This window comes from Mucilaginibacter sp., from assembly GCF_025359345.1.
In the GTDB taxonomy this organism is placed as follows: domain Bacteria; phylum Bacteroidota; class Bacteroidia; order Sphingobacteriales; family Sphingobacteriaceae; genus Mucilaginibacter.
On the sequence record NZ_JANYGQ010000020.1, the window covers coordinates 23,185 to 45,749 of the forward strand.

Sequence of the window (22,565 nt, forward strand, 5' to 3'; positions counted from 1 at the left end):
TATCTCTTTAATTTTTTTAACTTGTTGTGAAGATACTAATAGTAATAACCAGGGGTGACTCGATTGGCGGTGCTCAAACTCACGTAATAACATTATCGAAATTGCTTCAACGCCACGGACACGACGTGCTGATTTGCTATGGCGGGGAGCTAGCGGGGCCTTTAAATCAGTTGATAGTTGCTGCCGGACTGAATTCTGTAACCGTCCCCAGTTTATGCCGTGAAATATCCCTGATCAATGATATAAAAGCAATTTTTCAATTACGTAAAGTAGCTAATAGGTTTAAACCGGACGTGATATCACTGCATTCAAGTAAAACCGGAATTGTAGGGCGGTTAAGTAACTTATTTTCCGGCCGTCCAGTTGTCTTCACGGTGCACGGCTGGGCTTTTACTGAAGGAGTAAATCGTACGGGAGCTGTTCTATACAAATTAATTGAGAAGGCCCTCGCCGGCCTGGCTGCTAAAATTATAGTTGTATCGGATTATGATAAAAAGATAGCTTTAAAAAATAATGTCTCTAATTCAAGAACGATTGAAAGGGTATATAATGGAGTTGATGTTGGGACCTATGGCAAGGATTTTTCCGGGGCGAAGGGGACAGTCGACATTGTGATGGTCGCTAGGTTTGACGACCAGAAAGATCATGAAACATTAATATTGGCGTGTAATGATATCGACAATATAAAGGTTCACCTTTTAGGCGATGGCCCCAAATTTGAAAAAACAGTCGGGTTGGTTAACGACTTGAAAATTGGCGATAAATTTATATTCTACGGATATTCGAATAGCGTGGAAGAAGTACTAAAAAAAGCAGATATTTTTGTTTTGATATCCAATTGGGAAGGATTCCCAATTTCTACATTGGAGGCTTTAAAGTATAGCTTGCCAGTAATTGTTTCTGATGTTGGCGGAGCCGGGGAGGCTATTATTGACGGCGAAACCGGGTATTCTGTAAAAAGAAAAGATGTAGCTGATTTAAAGTCAAAATTGGTTAAACTAATCAATGATCCAGTCCTTAGGCAAACGATGGGATTGGCGGGAAACAGGTTATTGCTTCAGCAATTTTCGTCCGAGGCTATGTATAAAAACACACTCGAAGTTTTCGAATCTGCTATTTTGAAAAAAAGCTCGAATTAGTCCTGTTAATAATTTTCGGTAATCCCATAGGCATATCATCCCGCTTTTCATTGTTCTCTATACATTCATTAATTATCTTTCAGGTATTTAACTATTGCTTAATATTCTCCGCGTCTTTTTGGATGTTACCTGTGGTAAACAATTTACCTGGACATCGCTCCATTAATGAAGCACTGTCGCAACGCATAAAAACAACAACAATGTGCACTTTATGTAAAAATAATGTGATTTTTCGAAAATTTCGAAGAAAATATATAAAACGAAAGGTTTAGTTAAGTACCTTTGCGGCATTGAACTTTATCATTTGGGTAAAAGTGTGAACAACATAATAAATGCCTCATCAGCGCCTATGTTATCATCTCCCTAAATTTGTATCATTTACTTATAAAAAAATTAAACAGAAGATTAATTTAATTAGTTAAAAACGACTAATTTTTTTTCTGGAAAACAAATTTTCACTTGTTTGGTTAAAAAGAAAGTGGAACTAAAGACTATATGGAATTACTGGTAGCGGAAGACGTACAATTATATAGTAGGAATTTAAATCAAGATAAAACCTCGTTTTTTGAAATTGAGCTTGGCTTTAATAAAATAGAAGTATTTTGTCCAGAAGACCAACATGACAAAATCCAGGATCTGTTATACGCGCTTTTACGGAAAAAACCTGCACGTATAAAAAAGATGTTCTCTTCGAACAAGAAGATAATTTTATACTATCAAACTCATTTAATTAATCATCTTGATAAACTTCACCTGATAAATTATATCGAAAATGGCTTTACGGCTTATTCGCTTGTTGATTTTTTAGAAGAGATAAATGGATTTACCGAGGTGGATTTACTTGACTGGGATTATTTTATAGGAAAGGATGACTTTTCTGTACTCAGAAATACCCGAAAAGTTGCGTTGAAAAGATTAGCTGATTACTTTCATGCAATTATTTTATTTGTTTTAACCTTGCCGATATCGATAATTACAGCGATTTGTATTAAGCTTGAATCTCCCGGCCCAATTTTTTATTTACAAACCAGGGTTGGCCAATTTAATGAGGAGTTTAAGGTTATTAAATTCCGCTCCATGACTGTTGATGCAGAAAGCAAAGGGGCGCAATGGGCACAGAAGGCCGATCCACGCATAACCAGGGTGGGTAAGTTTATCAGAAAAACGCGTATCGATGAGATCCCTCAATTAATCAATGTTTTAAGAGGGGAAATGTCATTGATTGGCCCACGCCCTGAAAGGAGAGTGTTTATCAATATGCTGACTAATGAAATTCCGTTCTATGAATTCAGGCACAGCATATTACCTGGTATAACTGGTTTGGCACAAGTGAAGTACCCATATGGAGCTTCGATTGAAGATGGGGTTTGGAAACATAAATACGATTTATATTATATAAGAAATCAAAATTTTTTCCTTGATGCCAAGATAATATTCCTAACGATAAGAACTGTTCTAAGTGGTTTAGGAATATAAATAAAGTCTGTATAACATACAAACGATAAGCTATTGGCTTTCTGAGCAGAAAAAATTAGTGGTTAACCTCTAATTAGCCAAACTTAAAGATGTTACTCCGCACAAGGTCTATGCAGTAGTGCCATTGATAACTACTAAAGCTACTTTTCTTCTGGTTCAATAAGTTACTTACTCGCATTGCTTTTTTACGCGTTGTTAAACTTAAAAATGCATTAGATGTGGCTGGTACAGGGATGCAATATTTTATTAATTTTGAAAAATATCAAGTGTTTGTTTAATATTTGTGAAAATTCGGTCTAAGGTTGTTACTTTTGTCATAATTGAAGGGGCGCTATTCGCAGTCAGACCAATATCGCGTTTGATTGAATATTGAATTAGCTTAAGTGAGTTTCGGGTAATTTATAGCTTATTATTTGAACATGAATTCATCTTCGTTATTTAAGCAGATAAACATGGTATCCCGCTGGATAGTTTTTACATCTCGATTTATTAATCACCTTTTTATCATCCAGCTATTGCCTATTTGATTAATACTTATTTAATATTTATCAGATAAACTCAATGGAGTTTTATCCTTGTGCCCTAAAATTGAAGAAATACATACTGAAAAAGGCTTTCAGGCGTTTATTGGAAACGTAAGAGACTCAAAAAGATGCAGCAATTGTTTGAAAAATACAAGCCTCATTACGTTTATCACACGATGGCCTATGCGCACGCTCCAATTGTGGAAGATAAAGCAACTGAGGCCATAACTAGTGTTTTAAGCATTGAAGCAGTAGTCGATTTTTCTGTAAAATACTGCATAAAAATAAATATGCCGATTGCTTCGGATAGAACAGCAAATCCAACAAATGCAATGGCTGCTTCAAAAAGAATTACTGAAATTTATCTGCAGTTGCTTAATAAGTTAATCTGTGATAGAGATCACGTTTTTACCAATGGCTCAAGCAATAATGACAGGCACGTGGCAATGTCAATAAAGCGGATAATACAAGAATTTAAAAGCAAAAATCGATCTTTGAGGAATTAGATATTACACGTAACGCTACCATATGAAAAAAATATTACTCTTCATCATCCCTCTTTGTTTTATTGGGTCGTGCAACAAAAGCACTGTTAGTAACGAGATGGTGGTGTACCATAATGACTTTGAAACCAACGATCTGTCGAACATAACCAATGGCACGATCACCCAATTTAATAACTCCTCGGTATTAGGGCGATATAATGACACCAGTTTTACCCTGTCACTAAAAAGCCTGCCTAATCACGATCTTATTACCATTTCGTTTGATTTGTATATTCACGATAGTTGGGACGGAAATAAAGCTGCTCCTGATGGACCAGACATTTGGGAAATGATAGTAGATAACAGCCGTTACATTTACACTACCTTTTCAAATTCCGACTGTTCACCAGGTAATTTCTGTTCGCCGCAGTCGTATCCACTGGATTATCCTAATAACTATAACAACCCGAAAACCGGGGCGTTCAGGACTGATTTGCCCGGCGCTTGTAGTTGGGCAAGCAGCACCCATGGCACCACAATGTACAAGATTTCAAAAACCTTTAAACATTCTGACAAAACGTTAGTGCTAAAGTGCCTGGATAAACTTGTTCAACCGAACACGATTGATCCGAAATGTGACGAAAGTTGGTCAATAGATAATATCAATGTTAAAGCAATTACCTTATGAAGATCCTGAAGCTTGCATTAATATGTGCGCTAGCAACTTTTGTGCAATTTAGCGCTAAAGCGCAAACTTTGCCTGTTGGCACAACGGCACTCGAAGACTATTACAGAAGGGCGCAACTCCTTGGAACTGCCGACTCAAGCGTGTCGTTTACAGTTCGACCTTTATTTACCGGCAGCATAACCAGGGGCACAAATATATTTTATCCTGACAGCACGGCACAAAAATATACAGGTTTTGGTTCGAGCAGGTTGTGGAAACCGGCAAAAAAAAATGCTTTTGACATTAGGTTATTACCAGTAAGCATTCAAACTCAATTTAATTCCGACCATCCCTATGGATGGAACGATGGTATAATGATACCCGCCAAAGGATTGCAGGGGGTTTTGAGCGCAGGTGTTTTTGCGCAATACGGTCCTCTGACAATACAATTGAGACCAGAGTTTTTGATGGCTGCAAACTCAGATTTTGTAACATTTAATCCTAATCATTATGATGTAATCTTCGCCCGCTACTATGATATCTACAATAATATTGATTTACCAGCTCGTTTTGGTACTTCAGGGTATAATAGGGTACGCTGGGGGCAAAGTAGCATACGGGTAAATTATAAGGCGATGTCGCTCGGCTTATCGACCGAAAATTTGTGGTGGGGGCCGGGTATCCGCAACTCGCTGTTAATGAGCAATACGGCGCCTGGCTTTTTACACGCAACGTTAAACACTACACGCCCGATAAAAACCGCAATTGGTTCGTTTGAAGGGCAACTCATAGGGGGGAAACTCAATAATTCGGGTTACCCACCCCTGGAACCGGGACATACTTATTTTGGTACCGACTTATACGTTCCGAAGCCCACGGATTGGAGGTACCTGGCGGGAATTGTGCTCACCTGGCAGCCAAAATGGATTCCTGGTTTGTTCCTGGGATTTGACCAGAGTTCACAGACCTACGGGAAAGATTTAAATGGTATTAAAAGCATCCTGCCTCTTTTTTCGCCAATAAAGAAAGTTGGGGCCCCTGATGAGGCGATCAACAAGCAAGATGAGCGAAGCTCGTTATTTATGCGCTGGTTATGGCCGCAGGAAAACGCTGAAATTTATTTTGAATGGGGGCATAACAATTATACAGGCGATCTAACTCAGGCTGGATTAAACCCGAGCGAATCGCGTGCGTACATTTTTGGGATAAGAAAATTGGTGCCTTTTAATACTGCAAAACAAGAGAATATTTTGATAGGAGTAGAGGTTACTCAATTGCAGGAAACGTCTTTCGATAAAATTAAGGCGGGGGATGAGTGGTATACAAGCAAAGGCATCCCCGAGGGGTATACTAATTATGGCGAAGTACTTGGTGCCGGCATAGGCCCTGGAGGGAATTTACAAACGCTGGAGGTAAGCTGGGTAAAAGGGCTTAAGAAAATCGGACTACAGTTTGAACGTTACATCCATAATAACGATTTTTACTATTACGCTTACTATGACAGTTATGATTTCAGAAGACACTGGGTTGATTTGAGTATAGCAGCAAATGGTGAATGGAATTATAATAACCTGTTATTTAACGTAAAGATACAGGGTATAAAATCGTTAAATTATCAATGGTACTTAAAACAGATTGGCAATACATATTTTACAAATGGCGCCAACGCAATTAATTTACAAATTCAGGCAGGTGTTACATATAGGTTTTAATTGCTAAAGTTACAGATGAGAAAGATATTTTTTATATTAAGCATGGCGTTAGCCTTTACTGGTTTGTTGAAAAGTAAAGTAAACGCTCAGTCCGTTCCGGTTGGCACACCTGCGCTTGACGATTATTATCGCAGGATGCAGTTACTTGGAAAGGTCGACTCGAATGTTTCGTTCACCATACGGCCGCTTTTTCCTGGCGCTGCGTTTAAGAAGCACAATGCATTCGATCCCGACACCACTTTAAAAAATGATAATTGGACCCCTGCAGGACCTGTTAGCTTTGGCAACGGTGCCGGATCGTTTCAAATATTGCCGTTTAGCTGGCAACAGCAATTTAATTCTGACCATCCGTATGGCTGGAACGATGGAGCGATGATACCAGCCAAAGGATATCAAACTATGGTAAGTGGCGGAATATTTGTAAAATATGGCCCTTTAAGCATTCAATTCCGACCGGAGTTTGTTTATGCTGCCAACCCACCTTTTAATGGATTTGCTTCGGGCCGTTCTGACCAGGATTTGTTGGCTTATTACCATTTTTATAATAACATTGACAACCCGGAACGCTTTGGCACCAAAGCCTATAGCAAAGCATTTTTAGGGCAAAGCAGTATCCGATTGACTTTCGACCCTGTATCAATCGGGCTTTCAAATGAAAACCTTTGGTGGGGGCCGGGTATCCGTAATTCGTTGATCCTGGGTAATAATGCCCCCGGGTTTAAACATTTTACAATCAACACGGTACGCCCGATAAACACCCCTATAGGGTCGTTTGAGTTTCAGGTTATTGCCGCACATTTGGATGCTACAAACTTTCCGCCTTTATTAACGACTGCTACCTCAACAGGGACCAACCTGGTACGGGCAAAAAACAATGATTGGAGATATTATACCGGGGTTAATATTAATTATCACATAAAATGGGTTGAAGGTTTGACACTGGGACTAACCCGGACCTTTGACGCATACCATAAAGATATTAATACACTTAGTGAGTATGTCCCTTTCTTTTTTCCATATCAAAAACAGAGCACCAACGACGGTGACCCAATCCCACGCGACCAGTTAACTTCATTGTATGCAAGGTGGTTATTTACAAAAGCGCAGGCTGAGGTTTATTTTGAGTATGGGTTAAACGATAATTCATACAATTTCAGGGATTTTATTGGATCACCCGACCATTCCCGTGCTTACATATTTGGGGTGCGTAAAATGCTCCCTTTTGGCGGCGATCCGGATCAGCATATTTTATTAAGTGGCGAGATAACACAGCTTTCGCAATCTGTGGATAGGCTGGTAAGAACTGCAGGCGGATGGTATGTTCATGGTGGGGTAAGGCAAGGCCAAACTAATGAAGGACAAATTATTGGTGCAGGTACGGGTTCCGGGGGGAACCTTCAGTCGATGGATGTGAGCTGGGTTTCAGGCTTGAAAAAGCTCGGCATTAGACTTGAGCGCTATGAGCACAATGTCGACTTTAGCAGTGTAGCATTTCCAGACATAAACGGCAACAGTAGAAAATGGGTCGACTTTGCATTTGCCTTGCAAGGGGAGTGGAATTATAAGAATTTGATATTTAACGCTACCCTTGAGGAGGTGAAATCGTTAAACTACGAATGGGTTTTAAAAGATTACAATTCATCGCAATATTATATTCCGCATAACACAGTCTATAACCTTCACGCGGTAATTGGCGCAACTTATAGGTTTTAGGCCCTTTTTTTCCGGGTTACCAGTATATAAAAGCTGAATAATAATCCTGAAATTATCAAGCCACTTAATATGGCAATAGAATATTTGAGTTTGTTTTTCTTAAGCGGCAATTCAGGTTCGTCAACTATCTGAACGGTTGGTGTTTCCTGGGCTAGCATTGTTTTGCTTGATTCAAGGTTTTTAACTGTTTCAGAAAAAACGGTTGACAGAACAATCTTGTCACGCTCTTTTATATCAACATTGGCTGATGCCCGGGTATAAGCGGGATTAACATCAAGCAATGTTTGGTTTGCACTGGATAAGTCGTAAGTTTTATGGTTTAAAATAGCACCAATACTGTCAGCGCGTTGCTGCAGTCGCTCCACATTATTTCTTAGCCGCTTCGTTTTAGTGGTGATAAAAAAGTCAGTTGACTGTTTAATCATCCTGGTGCAAAATAGTTGAGCCAGCTTTTCATCCTTCATAGTAGCGTTTACTTCGAAGAAGCCAAGTTTTTTATCGGTTTTATCAATCCCAAACTCGCCTGATAAAATAAGTGTGGTCATTTCGTGCAACAGACTATCCTGCAGGCGTGTATTGTTTTTACCATTTAAGGGGAAGCGTGTGATTTTGCCATCAGGGCTGTATTTAAGCCACTTTTTATCAAGCTTGTTTACCGCAGCATAGCGGTCGGCAAGGGTTTGCGTACTATCGTAAGCAGTTAACAGTGTGGCTTTTATCAATTTATGGCTCTTTATCAACTCCTCAACATTATCGCCGGCTAATACGCCGCTCGCGCCGCCAAGTCCATCGAGATTGAATCCGAACTGACCGGCCAGTGCCGAGAGGCCACCTGCGCTGCCTGATGATTTAGCATCATCCACAACAAACGTCAGTCGGGCAGTATAGGATGGTGTCCACAACCAGGCCGTTAACGCACCGACAATGGCACCGACAATTAAAACCAGCGCCAAAGCTTTTTTAAATTGAAAGATGTAGGCTATATCCGCAACACGGTCTTGAAGTACCTTTTTTATAGAAAACTCGGGCTCGTAAGGATATGGTGGATTTTCCTGGCTCATTCTTATTTATGTAAAATGGCAATAATACTAACTATTGCAGTTAACGCTGCAGCTATGCTGCCAATATCTCCTACGCCTATTTTAATACGGGTATCTGGCGTTTTTTCAGGCACTATGATCTTACTTCCGGGTTTTACTGATGGATAATTGCGAAAGAACAGAAAATGCCGCACAGGTTGGTTTAAACCATCGGGATACTTAATATAAGCACCTTTTAACCTCGCCTTTTCGGTTGTGCCACCGGCCGCATTAATGTAATATTTAAAACTGCTGCCGTTATAGCTTATATACTGCGGATTGTTTACAGAGCCAGATACTTCAACATATGAGATAACCCTCGGAACATAAACACTGTCGCCCGGCATTAATACCATATTGCTGTTTTCAATTTTATTACCGTCCTTCCGGGTAAGATCAACATTTACCCGTATTCCTTTTCTAAAAACCTGGGCATTTTGCAGCGAACCGTAAGGAGTTACACCTCCGGCCCGGTTTAAAAAATCAAGCGCAGATTCGTCCTGTTTTTGAACCGCATAATCGCCCGGGAACACCACCTCACCTTTAATGCTCACGTTTCCTAATGAGCGATAGTTGACCAGGCGCGGCACATAGATAAAATCCATCGGCTGTAATTCAATGTCCTTGCCGGCCTCCGGGCTATTCATATTTACAACAAAAGTATTTACTAATTTATTAGCTACTGTGTCCGATTCGTTTTTTATAATCCTTGATATCTCAACATGATGGTCGGCTGCCTCGTCAGCAAACCCACCCGCCATTGCAATTACATCAGCCAGCTTTAATCCGGAGCGGTATGTGAAAACGGCCGGCTTCCGTACAAATCCGTCTACCACAACTTTTTGGTTTGATGTGAAAACATCGCGGTTAAGCACCATCACCGAATCTTCGCGCAATAAGGCAACGTCATTCTTGCCGGCGATTACATCGCCAGGGTTAAATGATATCAGTTGCCGTTCGAGGTTTGGCATTGTTCTTTTTATATAGCCGCGTTCCATATAGGCTTCGGGTTTTAATCCTTGCGCACTTTTTAGCAGCGCGCTTAAAGTAAAGCCCGCAGTAAGCTCATAAACGCCGGGGCGGTACACCGCGCCTTCGAGCACTATTCTATTGGTGTAGCGGTTTGTAATGGCTCCTATTTGTACTAAATCGCCATTATGGGGTATGTAGTTTGCAAACAAGTTTGCCGGTACGTCCTTAACCTCGCGTTCCAGCGCATTAATTTGATCGACCTTGGCAATGCCTTTATAGGCTACATCAGTAAAGCCGCCTGCGTATTTTATAAGATCGTCTAACTGTTCGTTGTCTTTTAACTCGTAAATAGCAGGGTTTTTTACTTCGCCGCTAATGCCAACACGTTTTTTATAAACCGGGATGCGTATTACATCCTGATCCTCGAGCCTTATATTACCATCCAACAGCCCCTGCTGAAGAAATGCGTAAAAGTCGACCGTTTTGTATACTTTATTATTTCTTATCAGCTCAATGTTTCTTAGCGAACCGTTTTGATTTGGGCCGCCTGAGTTGTATAAAGCGTTAAACAAAGTTGAAAGGGCCGATAGTGTATATGACCCCGGGGTCTTCACTTCGCCCACCAATGTAATCTTGATACTGCGGGTATTGCCGAGGTTTACAGCTAATTGTGTTTGGCCGGAGCTTAAGGCAGGGTAAACCCTGGCCATTTTGGTTTTAATAAGTTTTGTGGCCTGCTCAATAGTAAAACCATTTACATAAACTATACCGGCGTAAGGTACCTGAACATTTCCTTCTGGTGTTACCTTCGAGCGTACGCTGCTTTCATTCAATCCGGTTAATAGTACAATCAATTCATCGCCAGGGCCTATCACATAGCCTTTAGGCGTTGCGATGGAGAAATTTGGCTGAAAACTTAAACTGGTCTGGTTAAAGAAATCGCTTCCGTAAACACGTAAGCCATTGGTGCTGGCGGGAGCTGGGACAGCCGTATTTGCTTTTGGGGTTAATACCGTGTCATTCTCGTCCCTTGAAAAATCTATCTTTTTCTTTTCAGTTGACTGGGTAGATTTTGTTCCTGTTTTTTTGTTGAGGCCAAGCAGCGTTACACGGTTTTTAAAGGCATCAACTTCACCTGCAGGCATACCCTTTTGAATGAGTATTTTATAAGCATCCTGTTCAGATACGCCGGAGTCCTGTAATTTTTTCCAGGCCATTGTTATTTGCTCATCGCTCAAAGCGCCAACCTTTATGTTTTGGATATTTGCGAGTGATACATCCTGCGCTGTTGCCCTGGTTGAAAAGGCCGTTAAGGCAAACAATAAAATATAGAATAAGTATTTAATCCGCATGTAAAAATTGAAGTTAAGCTTAGCGTTGCAAATATAAAATATTAAATCAGTGAAATACCATAAATAGCAAGCCTGTGGTGATCGCAGCGTTAACAAAACGAGAGCGGCTTGGTTTGCTGGTTTTTAAAATAAAGTGATTACAAAGTATCCCTGGTAATTGCCGCGGACAATTTGCCTACAAGCCGGGGATAAGTTTTTGAAGGCTTTCGTAGTGCGTTTTGTTGTTTATAAGTTTGTTAATATGCCCGAGTGCATTTTTTCCCATTTCGGTAACAAGGCTTTCATTATTGTACAGGACTTTGATTCGCTCGGCCAACTGTGCGGCGTTGCCCGGTTCAAACAGCAGTCCTGTATAATTATCAATAACCATTTCGGGTATACCTCCAATACGAGCGCCAATAACTGGCTTACCCAGCGCCATAGCCTCAACCACAGTGAAGCCTAAAACCTCGTAACACTCCGACGGACAGATCAAAAAATCAGCCCCCTTAACAATTTGTAAAACTTCTGACTTGCTTTTTTTTCCTAAAAACTCGACATTGTTTAACTGATGCTCAGTTTTTAATGCTTTTAATTCCGCTTCCTGGGTGCCGTCACCTATTATTTTAAGCTTGATATGGGGGAAAGATTGCATCGCTTTTAATAAGGTATGCGCGCCTTTAATCCGCTCCAGCCGGCCTACAAAAATTATATACTTTTCGGTTGTTTGCGCTGGCATCAGCTTTACCCTTTCAATTTCAGCATAGTCGTAGCCGTGATAAATTTGTACCAGCTTATCATTAAAAAAATTGAATTGCTTATATTTTTCAAGTTGAAAAATTGACGGGCAAACAAAATAATCTACGTAGGCATAATAGTTAAGGTATTTATGAACGTAGTTTTCAAGCGCAGCCACCGTGCTTGCCAGGTATGAACCTTTTTTGCATGAATGGGTAATGCAGTTGTAAAATTTACCGCCAAAGCACCTTTCGCACACCTGGCCATGGCTTACAAAAATACTATCCGGGCAAATGGGTGTATATTCATGCAAGGTCCAAATGATGGGAATATTTCGTTTTTTTAGAATTTTTAAAATAGTTGGGGTGATATAATGGTGGATAACATTGATATGGGCAAAATCAATTTGAACATCATTCAGCAGCTTTTCAAGGTTTTCCTGGGCCTCAAATGAATATATGCTTTTCATTACCACTTTTACTCCGGAGGATATGCTCCGTTTGTTAACCTTTTTGTAGTCGATGTTTTCAATAAAGTAGCTGCTGTATTCCGAAGGTAGGTTCCTGTCATCTTTCATAGAAAATGGCACAACAATGTGTCCTTTTTGCTGGTAAATATTTACCACATTTTCGACATAAGTCCAGTCACCTCCGGTCGGATACCACGCCCAATTAACAACAAGAATATTCATTCCGAATAATTTCTTAACTTAAATAAAACAAAATTCAAAGATGCCTGTATTAAATGATATTAGTACGATAAAACCAGAAGTTTAAAATTTGGAGGACAATTTTACATTAATAACGGGCCGCTATTTACCCGGTAAGGTCATGAAAATGACCCTAAAAATTAACTCGGTTAAACAATGTTGACCCGCATTGTATCGAATTGATGTAGATTTTCCACGCTGTATAGACTTCCGATAAAGCATTTTGGACGACCCGCTGGTTATAATACCCGTATTTAATTGGTATTTTGGTTGCTAAAATTTTATCTAACTATACTAAAAGCCAAAGTATTTGAATTATTTTATCGATTTTTTAACAGTTTTAAAAAAAATAATCTGGTTGGTAAGGCAAAAAAAGTTAATTTTGGAAAGTGAAGACTATCTATCCCGTCACACTTTTGAATCAACTACCAGATTCTACCTTATGGTTTTAACATTTATATGAAGAAAAAGATTTACATTGCAGGCGCAGGCGGAATGCTTGGGGAAGCTTTTTATCGAATATTTAAAGATGAGTATGAAGTTAAGTGCACAGATAAGGATGTAAATGAAAAATGGCTTAGCTTTTTGGATTTTCGCGATTTTGAGAAATATAAGAGAGAAGTAGAGAGTTATAAACCAGATTATCTTTTTCACCTTGGCGCCTACACCGACCTTGAGTTTTGCGAACTTAATTTAGACGATACCTACCTTACCAATACTACAGCTGTTGAAAATGCTGTATTCATAGCTAACAACTTAGATATCCCTTTATTATACATCAGCACTGCCGGTATTTTTGACGGCACAAAGGACTTTTACGACGATTGGGATGAGCCTAATCCGCTTGGCCACTATGCACGTTCAAAGTATATGGGTGAACGTTATGTGAGAGAAAATGCAAAGCGCTATATTATTTGCCGGGCAGGATGGATGATGGGCGGTGGGCCATATAAAGATAAAAAGTTTATAAACAAGATAATTAAGCAGTTGGCCGGCGGTAAACGCGACTTGCATATTGTAAACGACAAAGATGGTACGCCAACTTTTACGGTTGATTTTGCCAAAAATGTTAAGCTGCTGATTGAAAAAGAATATTGGGGCTTATATAACCTTGTTTGCAATGGCGAAACCAGCAGGCTTGAAGTAGCTGAAGAGCTGGTTAGAATTTTGGGCCTCGAAAATGAAGTTACCTTCCACGAAGTTTCATCAAGCTATTTTAAAGATACCTATTTTGCACCCAGGCCGCCGTCAGAGCGCCTGATCAATAAAAAGCTTGAGTTGAGGAACATGAATATTATGCGCGACTGGAAGATCGCACTCGGCGAGTATATTGATGACTACTATGTTGACTACTTGAAGGAAAAAAATATCTATTCGACAAAAGAAGATACCATTACTTTATAACTACTACCAGCCATAATGCGCATTGCTGCCTTCGGTTTCCGGTCGGTCCCGCCATCGAAAGGTGCTGCCGGCGCTGATAAATTTGCTTTAGAACTTTTTCCGCGACTTGTTACCAGAGGCCATAGCGTTGTGGCCTATAATCGCCGGTACCCGGATGTTTTTGTTGATGTAGACGACTATAGGGGTGTAAAGATTAAAACCTTTAAAACTACCCCAAAAAAAGGATTCGATACACTGCTGCACTCCTTTAAATGCACCTGGGATATTATTGTAAATAACACCGCTGATATTGTGCACATACAAAATGGAGGCAACAGCATATGGGCGCTGCCCTTGCGCCTTTTTGGCAAAAAAGTATTTATCAGCCAGGACGGAGTTGATTGGAAACGCGATAAATGGCCCTGGTACGGTAAATTATATTTAAAACTTTCGTCATTTATTACCGCACACATACCCAACGAGGTGATATTTGATAACGTAATTGCCAAAAAACTTTTTGAAGCAAAATTTAACAAGCAATTTAAGTTTATACCCTTTGGCAGCGAAGTCGAGCCAGGCAACGGTAATACCGGAATTTTAACAAAGCACAATCTTGAAAAAGGCGGCTATTATTTATTCGTTGGCCGCTTTATACCTGATAAGGGCCTGCACTACCTGATACCCGCGTTTAAGAAATCGAACTCAAAAAGAAAGCTTGTGCTAATAGGTGGTTCACCCAACCCTTCGCCATATGAAAAGGAACTGCTCGATATGGCAAATGAGCAAATAATATTCCCCGGTTATGTTTATGGCGATGATGTAAATACCCTGATGAAAAATGCTTATTGCTATATCCAGCCATCTGATGTAGAGGGTTTGTCGCCGGTAGTGCTAACTGTGATGGGGCTTAACGTGCCGCTTATAGTAAGCGATATTGAAGAAAACCAATATGCAGTTTTAGATACCGCCCGCATGTTTAAGCAAGGCAATATTGAATCGTTAACCGAAGAAATAAACTTTTGCGAGGCAAATCATTCCGAAATGCTTGCTCTTGCAGAGAAAGCGCAGGTGCGTGCGTTAAGCGTATTTAACTGGGAAATGGTTGCCGATGAACATGTAAAAGTTTTTGCAGAGGCCTAAATAGCCTTTTTAAATACTTCAACAAGTTGTAACGCAGTGTTACGCCACGAGAATAATTCAAGGCGTTCTCTTCCTTTGTTTTTCATGTCCTCACGTAATTCAGTATCATTCAAAACTTTTTTGATTTTTGCCGCCATATCCTCAATATCAAAAGGATTGAACTGTAGGACGGCATCGCCGCCAATTTCGGGCAGGCAGGTATTATCGGCTACCAATACGGGCAAGTTACTTTTAAATGCTTCGAGGACAGGGATACCAAAACCTTCATTTGTAGATGGGAAAACATACAGCAGTGCATTTTGATAAAGCGCTCCCAGGTCGCTATCAGTTAAATAACCGGTGAGTAATACATCATTGTTAAGGCTGTTAATCTCAATAGCGTCTAAAATTAGTTTGTAATCGCTGTCGAAGATATTGGCAGGGGTGGGGCCTGCTAGTACTAATTTTAAATCGGGGTAGCTGGCTTTAACTTTTGCGAAAGCTTCAATAAGCGCAGGTATGTTTTTTCGTTTAAACATTGAACCGGCGTGCAGGAGGTATTTTTGTGGTGCTATTCCAAATTTGCTTAATATCAATTTGTCAATCTGAGAATTGCCGGCAGTAGCTAACTCTTTCGGCCCTTCATATATTACTTCCAGTTTTTCATGGGCGATGCCGGTAAAATGATGAATTTGCTTTTTCGACCATGCACTGGGCGTAATTACAAACGGCGATCTTTTCGCAGCTGGTACCGCTGTTTTCATATACAGCCATAGCCATAGCTTACCATAGGCCTCGGGCGATTCAAAACAAAAAGCATCATGAAAAACAGGGATGGTTTTGTACCCCAAATGAATTAGGGGAACGCAGTTATCAGTGCAGAAAACAATGTTACAACCTTTAAAAAAGGCTTTTAATGGTAAAATCAATTGCTTCCATAACTGGTACCTGGCGTGCTCAATATATTTTAGCAATTTGTTGTTACCGGCGTAAACAGGAATGCTGGTGTCGATAAAATGAAAGCGGATTGTGGCGCTTTCCATGTTTTTAAATTCTTTACAAAGTTCCTCAAGGTAGGTGCGTGTGCCTGTTTTGGCCACCTGCAAATCGCGCACATCAACGGCTATGGTTAATGGTTTCGGCATTTAATTTTCTCCCCTGGTTTTTATCAGTTTGGCAGGCACGCCCGCAATCACTGAATTTGCAGCGAACGATTTAGTAACAACGCTGCCCGCTGCAACTACGCAGCCATCACCAATAGTGACGCCCGCCAATATGGTTGAGCCGGCGCCGATCCAACAGTTATTGCCAATGCTTACGGGTTGCTTTGTCACGCCTTGTTCCTTTATGGTTAGACTCATATCGTTGTAGAGATGATTTTCTGAGAACACCTGCACATTTGGCCCCATTATCACATCGTTGCCAATGTTTATACCGCCTTGGCCTGCAAAATAGGCCCGTGCACTGATGCCTGTTCGGTCGCCAATAGAAATACCTTTGCCACGGTAGGCAATTATCCCGGTGCAAAACAGTATCGAATCACGGGCGATAGAAACGTTGTCGCCAAAGCTGATGCCGTTTTCAGACAGGGCGTTGACGCTCACATTATCCTCAAGAATCAAATTTTTACCGGCTGTTATCTTGTAGCCATGCCTCACTTTAACATGACTTCCTCTGAAAAGTAACCCTTTTGACTTTTTTAAAAACGGCTTTAAAAACAGTCCACGGGTAAACTGTATCAACCTCACCCAGGCAATGCTAAATAAATCCCTTGATGAATGGGGGCTTTCCCACTTATAATTAGGGTCGTTTTTTAATGTTTTTATCAGCTTTTCAATCATTATTTGCCGGATATAATTGTTCCGTTTGGGGCTTCATAATAATACTCATCAATAATCCACATAAAAACCAGTTTACGTAAGATATATACGATGATGACTCCACTTCTGACGTTAACAGTGGGATAAAGAACCCAACTTTTATTAGTAAAACAGCCATACAAACCTTCTTTTCCCGCCCGTGTAAATGTGGTAGCCATTTTAGGCTCGTTTTTATCAGCATGATATAAATCCACAAGTATAAAAATAAGGCAATTATACCAGCTTGTACCCCTATTATTATATATTGGTTTTCGCCGCCCACGTTTTCGCCAAGGCTGCCCGCAACACGACCTGAAGTACCCAGCCCCAGGCCTAAAGGTTTCTCAATCATAGCCATCAACCCTTCGGCCCATTCCAAAAGGTGGCCAACGCTCGATGGATTGCTAAAGTCGATGGTGTTCATTATCACCTCTGTGATGCCACCCTTTTGAACGCCAAATGCGGTAAAAAGGTAGATAAAATATAAAGCTCCCGTACCCAGGATAGCATGTACAGTGTAGGTAATATATTTCTTTTTGGTGATTAAAGCGTATACATAAATTATAACAAAATAACTTACAAACGGCGCCCGCGATAAAGCAAATACAATTGAAAGGAATGATGCACCCAAAGCAAGCATGCCTACGCCATTAGGCTTAAACTTGTTATCCTCGCGGTTAAACAACGCTATAATAACAGCCAAAGCCAACAGGGTAGCAGAGGCGTGCTCCAACGGGTTGGCAAAAAAACTGGCAAAGCGTTTATACCCGCCTTCGGATTGAAATGTCCAGCTCAGGCCAAAATCGCCGCCGGGTTCGAAGTTGAAGAAGTAGTAAACGTATTCGGCAAAGCCGGTTTTGCTTTGCAGGTGCTGGTTAAAAATCACCTCGGTAAGTACTACACAGCCAGCGGCAATGGTTAGTAAAGCTATAAAATTGAAATATTTACTTACATACACCGCCTTTATATCCATCAGGCGCCCGGTAAAATATATCACCACAAAAAACGATGTGCTTTTAAAAGCCATCAGCCTGTTAACAAAGCCTTGTTCACCAATGGGCAATATGACGTAAATAAATGTGTAGCCTAAAAATGCAAGTATTGCGTAATCAATTAAATGGAGACGTGGCCGGTATTGCAGCGATATGATGTTTAAAAACAGCACGCTTAATACCAATACTTCCTTAAAATATTGAAATATGGGAATGAAATCTTTAAGACCGAGCAAAAAGGCAACCGACATTGCCGTGGTGTACATAGAAAGGCCGAAAATGAAGAACACCAATATCCCCTGCAAATTCCCTTTCACCACCTCACGGCAGGCGACAAAAAACGAAGTAAGGAAAATGAGCGGAAATATGAATAACATCCTTTTTTACGTGTATCGTTTCAGTTATAAATTGTAGTTTAGTCAGAAGTCCTGAGTCTGTAGTCAATAGTCTTTTCTTTGGACTCTGGACTTAAGACTTCTGACTCCCCAAAGGCCAAATTAGGCTTTTTGGCGTGAAAATCCCCTCTTTTAACCCCTTAATTAAAAAGCCTGCTTTTTGCGTACGGCGGCGCAACAACAAATACCCAAGCAACGCCAGGTAGTAAAAACCGTTGTAAACCAGGTAAACAGGGTACAACAACGGGTTGCCATACCGTCTTAATATCCAGATATGGTTACGACTGGTATAATAGTGAATAACTGGACTTAAAGTACCTTCTTTTTTTGGTGCAGCTACTTTTGCAGACACTCCCGCCTCGTGATACATTTTACATGACGGGAGGTAATGTACCTCGAAACCGGAATCACGCAGCCTGAACGAAAGCTCTACATCCTCGAAATATAAAAAGAATTGCTTGTTAAACATTCCGCTTTTTGCAAGTGCTGAATTGCGGAGCAGCATGCAGCAGCCGGTAACCCATTCGGCTTTTTTGTAGGTATTTAATGCATCGGCATCGGGCACAGAAAGGTCAGATATAGTTTTGCCGGTAAATCGGTTAAATTTTCCTTCACCGTTCCAGATTTGGGTTTTATCATGCATCCAATAAATCGCCGGTTGCACAGCGGCGGCCTCGGGATGGCTATCCATGTGGTGAAGCAGGCAGCTAACCAGGTTGCTATCAACTTCTGTATCAGTATTCATCACCAACGAATAGGTATAACCGTTATCGATGCTGTATATAAGCGCCTTGTTATTGCCTTCGGCAAAGCCGAGGTTTTGTTGATTATCAACATAAATTAAGTCCGGATATAGCTTTTTTAATATCGATAGAGAATCGTCGGCAGAGCCATTATCGGCCACAATAATATCAAACAAAGCCTCATCGCAATAATGTTTAAGCGAAGCGATGCAATTAACCGTATGCACAGGCGTATTCCAGTTGAGTAATATAACGGCTACCGGCTTAACCATTTTGGGTGTAGGTTTTTTTTATGGCATACTCGTACATCAGTACGGCGCTTGTTTCAATTATCAAGGTAAATGCGCCAATTACCAGGGCCCCGCCAATGTTAACCAGCGCAAACGCAACAAGTACCGATAATATAAAAAGATAAACCGCAATCCTGAAAATATAAACGGTGTTGTTTTTTAAAAGCTGGTCGAGCACGTTTAACACATTAAGCGCCGACATTATCGGCACAAAGGCCATTACCCTTAAAATTAAAACAGCGGTAGGGTTGTGTTCTTTTGATAAGACAAACACAATAAAATCGGCAAGTATAAATATCAGTATAGAGCCGGCAAAAAAGACGGCTGCCAGCAGATACTTTGTTTTTTTGCGATAGATATTCCATAACCCGTTACTTTGCTGAAATAAGCGCGCCGCATTTGGATAAATAGCGTTTGATACCGTAATAAGCAGGATCCGGCACTGGCCGATGATTTTATCGCACAAAGTATAAGGGCCTAGCAGCGCCGCATAACCCCAGCGTGGCATGGCAAATATGATGATAGACTGCTGCAAGTTAACCGAGATGTTATTGATGGTGAGGTAAGAATTATCTTTCCCTATTTTTAGCATTTCCTGCCGCGATGGTAACTTAAAGCCTAACCCGTATTGCGAGGCAAAGTAAACAAGCAGCCCGATGTAGGTAATTGTATTGGCCCCGCCCAGTATAAAATTTACCCAAATGGCATCGTGCGGGCTTTTGACAAAAATCAAAATGGCTATAATTGAAGCTACGTTTGAAAGCATGTTTAATAAATTAAACAACTTCAGCCTTTCGGCGCCAATAAAGAAACATAAGGGGTTAAACACCTCAGCTAAAGCGATAGGAATTGATAGCAATATGTAGGGGTAATAATCAACATTAACCCACTGCAGACCAAATAACAGGGCTATAAAAAGCACGAAGATAACTACCCGAATGAAAAGGTTGTTGTAAAATACGGTGCCCAGTTTTTTTTGATCAGTTAAATAAAACGCTACGTCCCGTACGCCAGACTGGCCGGTACCATAGTTAATAACTGAACCCGCTAATTGTGCAAACTTGCTGGCAAACATTATGATGCCAAATTCCTTTATACCGATAATGCGTGTAATGATGGGGATAAGTAACAACAATAGCAGCATATTTGAAATTTGGATGCTGCTTAAATTTAAAAAGTTGGCTATGATGTTGGTCGCCTTTAGCTTATTGTAAATGTTAGTTACGCGTTGTTTCAAGTGGTACGGATTGCGGGCAAATTTAACTTAATTTAACCGGAAAAATACGGTTTAATGATGGAGAAATGATACTGACTGGCGCATTGAACATTTGCTTAATTATGCGTTGGATAAATAATTATATTCGTGAATTAATAAATTTACCGTATGAACTACCTTAACCCGGAAATAAAAGATCTGAAACAGCTTGGGATTGATAAGCGTGAAGAATACCTTGACGCCAGTCCGTTCCCCAGTATAGTGTTTGACAATTTTTTTAACGAGGAAGTTTTAAACCAGGTGTTGTCCGATTTTCCGGATTTATCGCAAAAAAAGGAGGTTATTAGCTACGATAACCACAACGAAAAGAAATTTGAGGCAAAGGGCGAGAAATATTTTAGCGATATAACCAAAGCGTTTACCCATTATTTAAACTCGCAGCCGGTGCTGGAGTTTTTACAGGAGCTTACGGGAATAAAAGAAACCCTGCTACCCGACCCATATTTTGTTGGCGGCGGGTACCACGAGATTAAGCCCGGTGGCTTACTGAAAGTGCATGCCGATTTTAATAAACACGATTTTACCAAACTTGACCGCAGGATAAATTTATTGGTTTACCTGAACAAAGACTGGGAAGAAAGCTATGGCGGCCATTTTGAGCTATGGGATAAAAACATGACCAAATCGTGTAAAAAAGTATTGCCGGTATTTAACAGGGTAGCTATTTTTTCGACAACAGACTTTTCATACCACGGCCACCCTGATCCGCTTACCTGCCCGCCGGACAGGAGCAGGAAATCGCTGGCGTTTTATTATTACTCAAACGGACGGCCCAAAAGCGAAATAAGCGACCGCAGCCACGGTACCGTTTTTGTTAACCGGGCAAAAATAAAGGATGATATAGTAAAAGAGCCGATCACGTTCAGGGACGTGGTGCTTGATATTGTACCGCCTATTTTGATAAAGGCAGCAAAAAAGGTAATGAAACGCGGCTGAATTCATCCGGGATAGTGTCTTTTCAACACTAATGTTTAAATTTTTGCCTCTAATTTGAAATATAGTGGGCATATTTGTAATAGTTGCCATAAACACCATCACCTTGTCGGCTTAAACTACCTTTAAGTATTGGCATTTATGCGAAAAAAGATTTTTTTATATGAAAAACATAGTGGTTTTCGGAGCTTCGGGTCAATTAGGGCAGTGCATAAAGGCTGTTGCGGCCGAAAAGCAAATAACAACATTGATTTTCCCGCCCGAGGAAGACGCCAATATTTTAAACACCGCCGGTCTTGAAAAAATATTTGACCAATACAAACCGGGTTGGGTTATTAATTGTGCAGCATATACCGCAGTTGATAAAGCGGAAGATGAGTTTGAAATTGCTGAAAAAGTTAATAAAACCGGGGCCGAAAATCTTGCGAGATTGTGTGACATAAATGGTGCAGTATTGATTCACATATCCACCGATTTTGTTTTTAAAGGTGATGTTGCCCATCCGCTTAAAGAAGATGATACAGCCAACCCGATAAGCGTTTATGGGAAAACAAAGCTCGACGGCGAATTAGCGGTTGCCCGGGCATTGAAAGAGTATTTCATTATCCGAACCGGCTGGCTGTATTCGGAATTTGCAAACAATTTTGTAAAAACGATGCTGAAACTTGGTGCAGAGCGGGATGAGCTAAGGATTATTGCTGACCAGGTTGGCACGCCGACCTACGCTATCGATCTGGCTGGGTTTATTTTAATGATTATTTCGGGAGATAGCAAAGCCTATGGCACCTATCATTACAGCAACGAAGGCGTAACATCGTGGTTTGATTTTGCACGGGCTATTTTTGATATATCGGGTACGGAGGTAAAAGCCATACCGGTTCGTACCGACGAATATGTAACAAAGGCCACGCGGCCCGCATATTCGGTAATGGACAAAAGCAAATCAAAACAAACATTTAATATAGAAATACCGTATTGGAGAGACAGCCTTGTAAATTGCATAGGCAAACTTCAAAAATAACCCCAAATC

General features: G+C 40.6%; 18 protein-coding genes. 10 read left to right on the forward strand and 8 right to left on the reverse strand.

Features of this window, described 5'->3' with window-relative positions; genetic code table 11:
* Positions 1 to 26 precede the first annotated feature (26 nt).
* The 6 genes from Q0R52_RS11645 to Q0R52_RS11670 all read left to right on the forward strand — a co-directional run bounded on the left by Q0R52_RS11645 (position 27) and on the right by Q0R52_RS11670 (position 7,716).
* Positions 27 to 1,139 (forward strand): glycosyltransferase family 4 protein, encoded by a 1,113-nt coding sequence (locus Q0R52_RS11645; RefSeq protein ID WP_295794834.1) that lies wholly within the window; start codon positions 27 to 29, stop codon positions 1,137 to 1,139.
* Positions 1,140 to 1,634: 495 nt separating this feature from the next.
* The gene (locus Q0R52_RS11650) at positions 1,635 to 2,615 is read left to right on the forward strand and encodes a sugar transferase (protein ID WP_295794835.1); all 981 of its coding nucleotides are present in this window, start codon (positions 1,635 to 1,637) and stop codon (positions 2,613 to 2,615) included.
* 652 nt (positions 2,616 to 3,267) lie between these two features.
* Entirely contained in the window at positions 3,268 to 3,645 is a 378-nt protein-coding gene (locus tag Q0R52_RS11655) for a polysaccharide biosynthesis protein (RefSeq protein WP_295794836.1), read from the forward strand.
* 22 nt (positions 3,646 to 3,667) lie between these two features.
* Positions 3,668 to 4,312 (forward strand): hypothetical protein, encoded by a 645-nt coding sequence (locus tag Q0R52_RS11660; protein WP_295794837.1) that lies wholly within the window; start codon positions 3,668 to 3,670, stop codon positions 4,310 to 4,312.
* Positions 4,309 to 6,003 (forward strand): capsule assembly Wzi family protein, encoded by a 1,695-nt coding sequence (locus Q0R52_RS11665; RefSeq protein WP_295794838.1) that lies wholly within the window; start codon positions 4,309 to 4,311, stop codon positions 6,001 to 6,003. The genes Q0R52_RS11660 and Q0R52_RS11665 overlap by 4 nt, the downstream gene beginning before the upstream one ends.
* Positions 6,004 to 6,018: 15 nt before the next feature.
* Positions 6,019 to 7,716 carry a capsule assembly Wzi family protein gene (locus Q0R52_RS11670; RefSeq protein WP_295794839.1) on the forward strand — a complete coding sequence of 566 codons (1,698 nt, stop codon included), beginning with the start codon at positions 6,019 to 6,021 and terminating at the stop codon, positions 7,714 to 7,716.
* On the opposite strand, the gene Q0R52_RS11675 is transcribed toward Q0R52_RS11670, so the two are convergent.
* The 3 genes from Q0R52_RS11675 to Q0R52_RS11685 all read right to left on the reverse strand — a co-directional run bounded on the left by Q0R52_RS11675 (position 7,713) and on the right by Q0R52_RS11685 (position 12,527).
* Positions 7,713 to 8,777, reverse strand: a complete 1,065-nt coding sequence (locus Q0R52_RS11675; RefSeq protein ID WP_295794840.1) for a hypothetical protein — start codon at positions 8,775 to 8,777, stop codon at positions 7,713 to 7,715. The genes Q0R52_RS11670 and Q0R52_RS11675 overlap by 4 nt on opposite strands.
* Before the next feature lie 2 nt (positions 8,778 to 8,779).
* Positions 8,780 to 11,119, reverse strand: coding sequence for an SLBB domain-containing protein (locus tag Q0R52_RS11680; RefSeq protein ID WP_295794841.1), 2,340 nt, complete (start codon positions 11,117 to 11,119; stop codon positions 8,780 to 8,782).
* 175 nt (positions 11,120 to 11,294) lie between these two features.
* Entirely contained in the window at positions 11,295 to 12,527 is a 1,233-nt protein-coding gene (locus tag Q0R52_RS11685) for a glycosyltransferase family 4 protein (RefSeq protein ID WP_295794842.1), read from the reverse strand.
* A 477-nt stretch (positions 12,528 to 13,004) separates the two neighbouring features.
* On the opposite strand from Q0R52_RS11685, the gene Q0R52_RS11690 reads away from it, so the two are divergent.
* Together Q0R52_RS11690 and Q0R52_RS11695 are read left to right on the forward strand one after the other, a co-directional pair.
* Positions 13,005 to 13,949, forward strand: coding sequence for an NAD(P)-dependent oxidoreductase (locus tag Q0R52_RS11690; RefSeq protein WP_295794843.1), 945 nt, complete (start codon positions 13,005 to 13,007; stop codon positions 13,947 to 13,949).
* A 15-nt stretch (positions 13,950 to 13,964) separates the two neighbouring features.
* Complete coding sequence (locus tag Q0R52_RS11695) at positions 13,965 to 15,068, forward strand: glycosyltransferase (protein ID WP_295794844.1); 1,104 nt, start codon at positions 13,965 to 13,967, stop codon at positions 15,066 to 15,068.
* On the opposite strand, the gene Q0R52_RS11700 is transcribed toward Q0R52_RS11695, so the two are convergent.
* The 5 genes from Q0R52_RS11700 to Q0R52_RS11720 form a co-directional block, all read right to left on the reverse strand.
* Positions 15,065 to 16,192 (reverse strand): glycosyltransferase family 1 protein, encoded by a 1,128-nt coding sequence (locus Q0R52_RS11700; RefSeq protein WP_295794845.1) that lies wholly within the window; start codon positions 16,190 to 16,192, stop codon positions 15,065 to 15,067. The two genes, Q0R52_RS11695 and Q0R52_RS11700, sit on opposite strands and share 4 nt — an antisense overlap.
* On the reverse strand, positions 16,193 to 16,888 hold the full coding sequence (locus tag Q0R52_RS11705; protein WP_295794846.1) for an acyltransferase: 696 nt from the start codon (positions 16,886 to 16,888) through the stop codon (positions 16,193 to 16,195). It abuts the gene before it with no gap.
* Positions 16,881 to 18,275: a hypothetical protein gene (locus Q0R52_RS11710; protein WP_295794848.1), complete on the reverse strand. Its 1,395-nt coding sequence runs from the start codon at positions 18,273 to 18,275 to the stop codon at positions 16,881 to 16,883. The genes Q0R52_RS11705 and Q0R52_RS11710 overlap by 8 nt, the downstream gene beginning before the upstream one ends.
* Before the next feature lie 91 nt (positions 18,276 to 18,366).
* Positions 18,367 to 19,308, reverse strand: a complete 942-nt coding sequence (locus Q0R52_RS11715; RefSeq protein WP_295794849.1) for a glycosyltransferase family 2 protein — start codon at positions 19,306 to 19,308, stop codon at positions 18,367 to 18,369.
* A complete protein-coding gene (locus Q0R52_RS11720; protein WP_295794850.1) occupies positions 19,301 to 20,563 on the reverse strand; it encodes an oligosaccharide flippase family protein in 1,263 nt (420 codons plus the stop codon). Before Q0R52_RS11720 ends, Q0R52_RS11715 begins: the two co-directional genes overlap by 8 nt.
* Before the next feature lie 147 nt (positions 20,564 to 20,710).
* Between Q0R52_RS11720 and Q0R52_RS11725 the strand changes: the two genes are divergently transcribed.
* Entirely contained in the window at positions 20,711 to 21,538 is an 828-nt protein-coding gene (locus Q0R52_RS11725; protein WP_295794851.1) for a 2OG-Fe(II) oxygenase, read from the forward strand.
* Between the two features lie 160 nt (positions 21,539 to 21,698).
* A complete protein-coding gene (rfbD, locus tag Q0R52_RS11730) occupies positions 21,699 to 22,556 on the forward strand; it encodes a dTDP-4-dehydrorhamnose reductase (protein WP_295794852.1) in 858 nt (285 codons plus the stop codon).
* Positions 22,557 to 22,565 lie beyond the last annotated feature (9 nt).

Coding starts and splice junctions, on each gene's coding strand:
- Q0R52_RS11650 (WP_295794835.1), top strand. CDS start 1,635: ATGGAATTACTGGTAGCGGAAGACGTACAATTATATAGTAGGAATTTA.
- Q0R52_RS11655 (WP_295794836.1), top strand. CDS start 3,268: ATGCAGCAATTGTTTGAAAAATACAAGCCTCATTACGTTTATCACACG.
- Q0R52_RS11660 (WP_295794837.1), top strand. CDS start 3,668: ATGAAAAAAATATTACTCTTCATCATCCCTCTTTGTTTTATTGGGTCG.
- Q0R52_RS11665 (WP_295794838.1), top strand. CDS start 4,309: ATGAAGATCCTGAAGCTTGCATTAATATGTGCGCTAGCAACTTTTGTG.
- Q0R52_RS11670 (WP_295794839.1), top strand. CDS start 6,019: ATGAGAAAGATATTTTTTATATTAAGCATGGCGTTAGCCTTTACTGGT.
- Q0R52_RS11675 (WP_295794840.1), bottom strand. CDS start 8,777: ATGAGCCAGGAAAATCCACCATATCCTTACGAGCCCGAGTTTTCTATA.
- Q0R52_RS11680 (WP_295794841.1), bottom strand. CDS start 11,119: ATGCGGATTAAATACTTATTCTATATTTTATTGTTTGCCTTAACGGCC.
- Q0R52_RS11685 (WP_295794842.1), bottom strand. CDS start 12,527: ATGAATATTCTTGTTGTTAATTGGGCGTGGTATCCGACCGGAGGTGAC.
- Q0R52_RS11690 (WP_295794843.1), top strand. CDS start 13,005: ATGAAGAAAAAGATTTACATTGCAGGCGCAGGCGGAATGCTTGGGGAA.
- Q0R52_RS11695 (WP_295794844.1), top strand. CDS start 13,965: ATGCGCATTGCTGCCTTCGGTTTCCGGTCGGTCCCGCCATCGAAAGGT.
- Q0R52_RS11700 (WP_295794845.1), bottom strand. CDS start 16,192: ATGCCGAAACCATTAACCATAGCCGTTGATGTGCGCGATTTGCAGGTG.
- Q0R52_RS11705 (WP_295794846.1), bottom strand. CDS start 16,888: ATGATTGAAAAGCTGATAAAAACATTAAAAAACGACCCTAATTATAAG.
- Q0R52_RS11710 (WP_295794848.1), bottom strand. CDS start 18,275: ATGTTATTCATATTTCCGCTCATTTTCCTTACTTCGTTTTTTGTCGCC.
- Q0R52_RS11715 (WP_295794849.1), bottom strand. CDS start 19,308: ATGGTTAAGCCGGTAGCCGTTATATTACTCAACTGGAATACGCCTGTG.
- Q0R52_RS11725 (WP_295794851.1), top strand. CDS start 20,711: ATGAACTACCTTAACCCGGAAATAAAAGATCTGAAACAGCTTGGGATT.
- rfbD (WP_295794852.1), top strand. CDS start 21,699: ATGAAAAACATAGTGGTTTTCGGAGCTTCGGGTCAATTAGGGCAGTGC.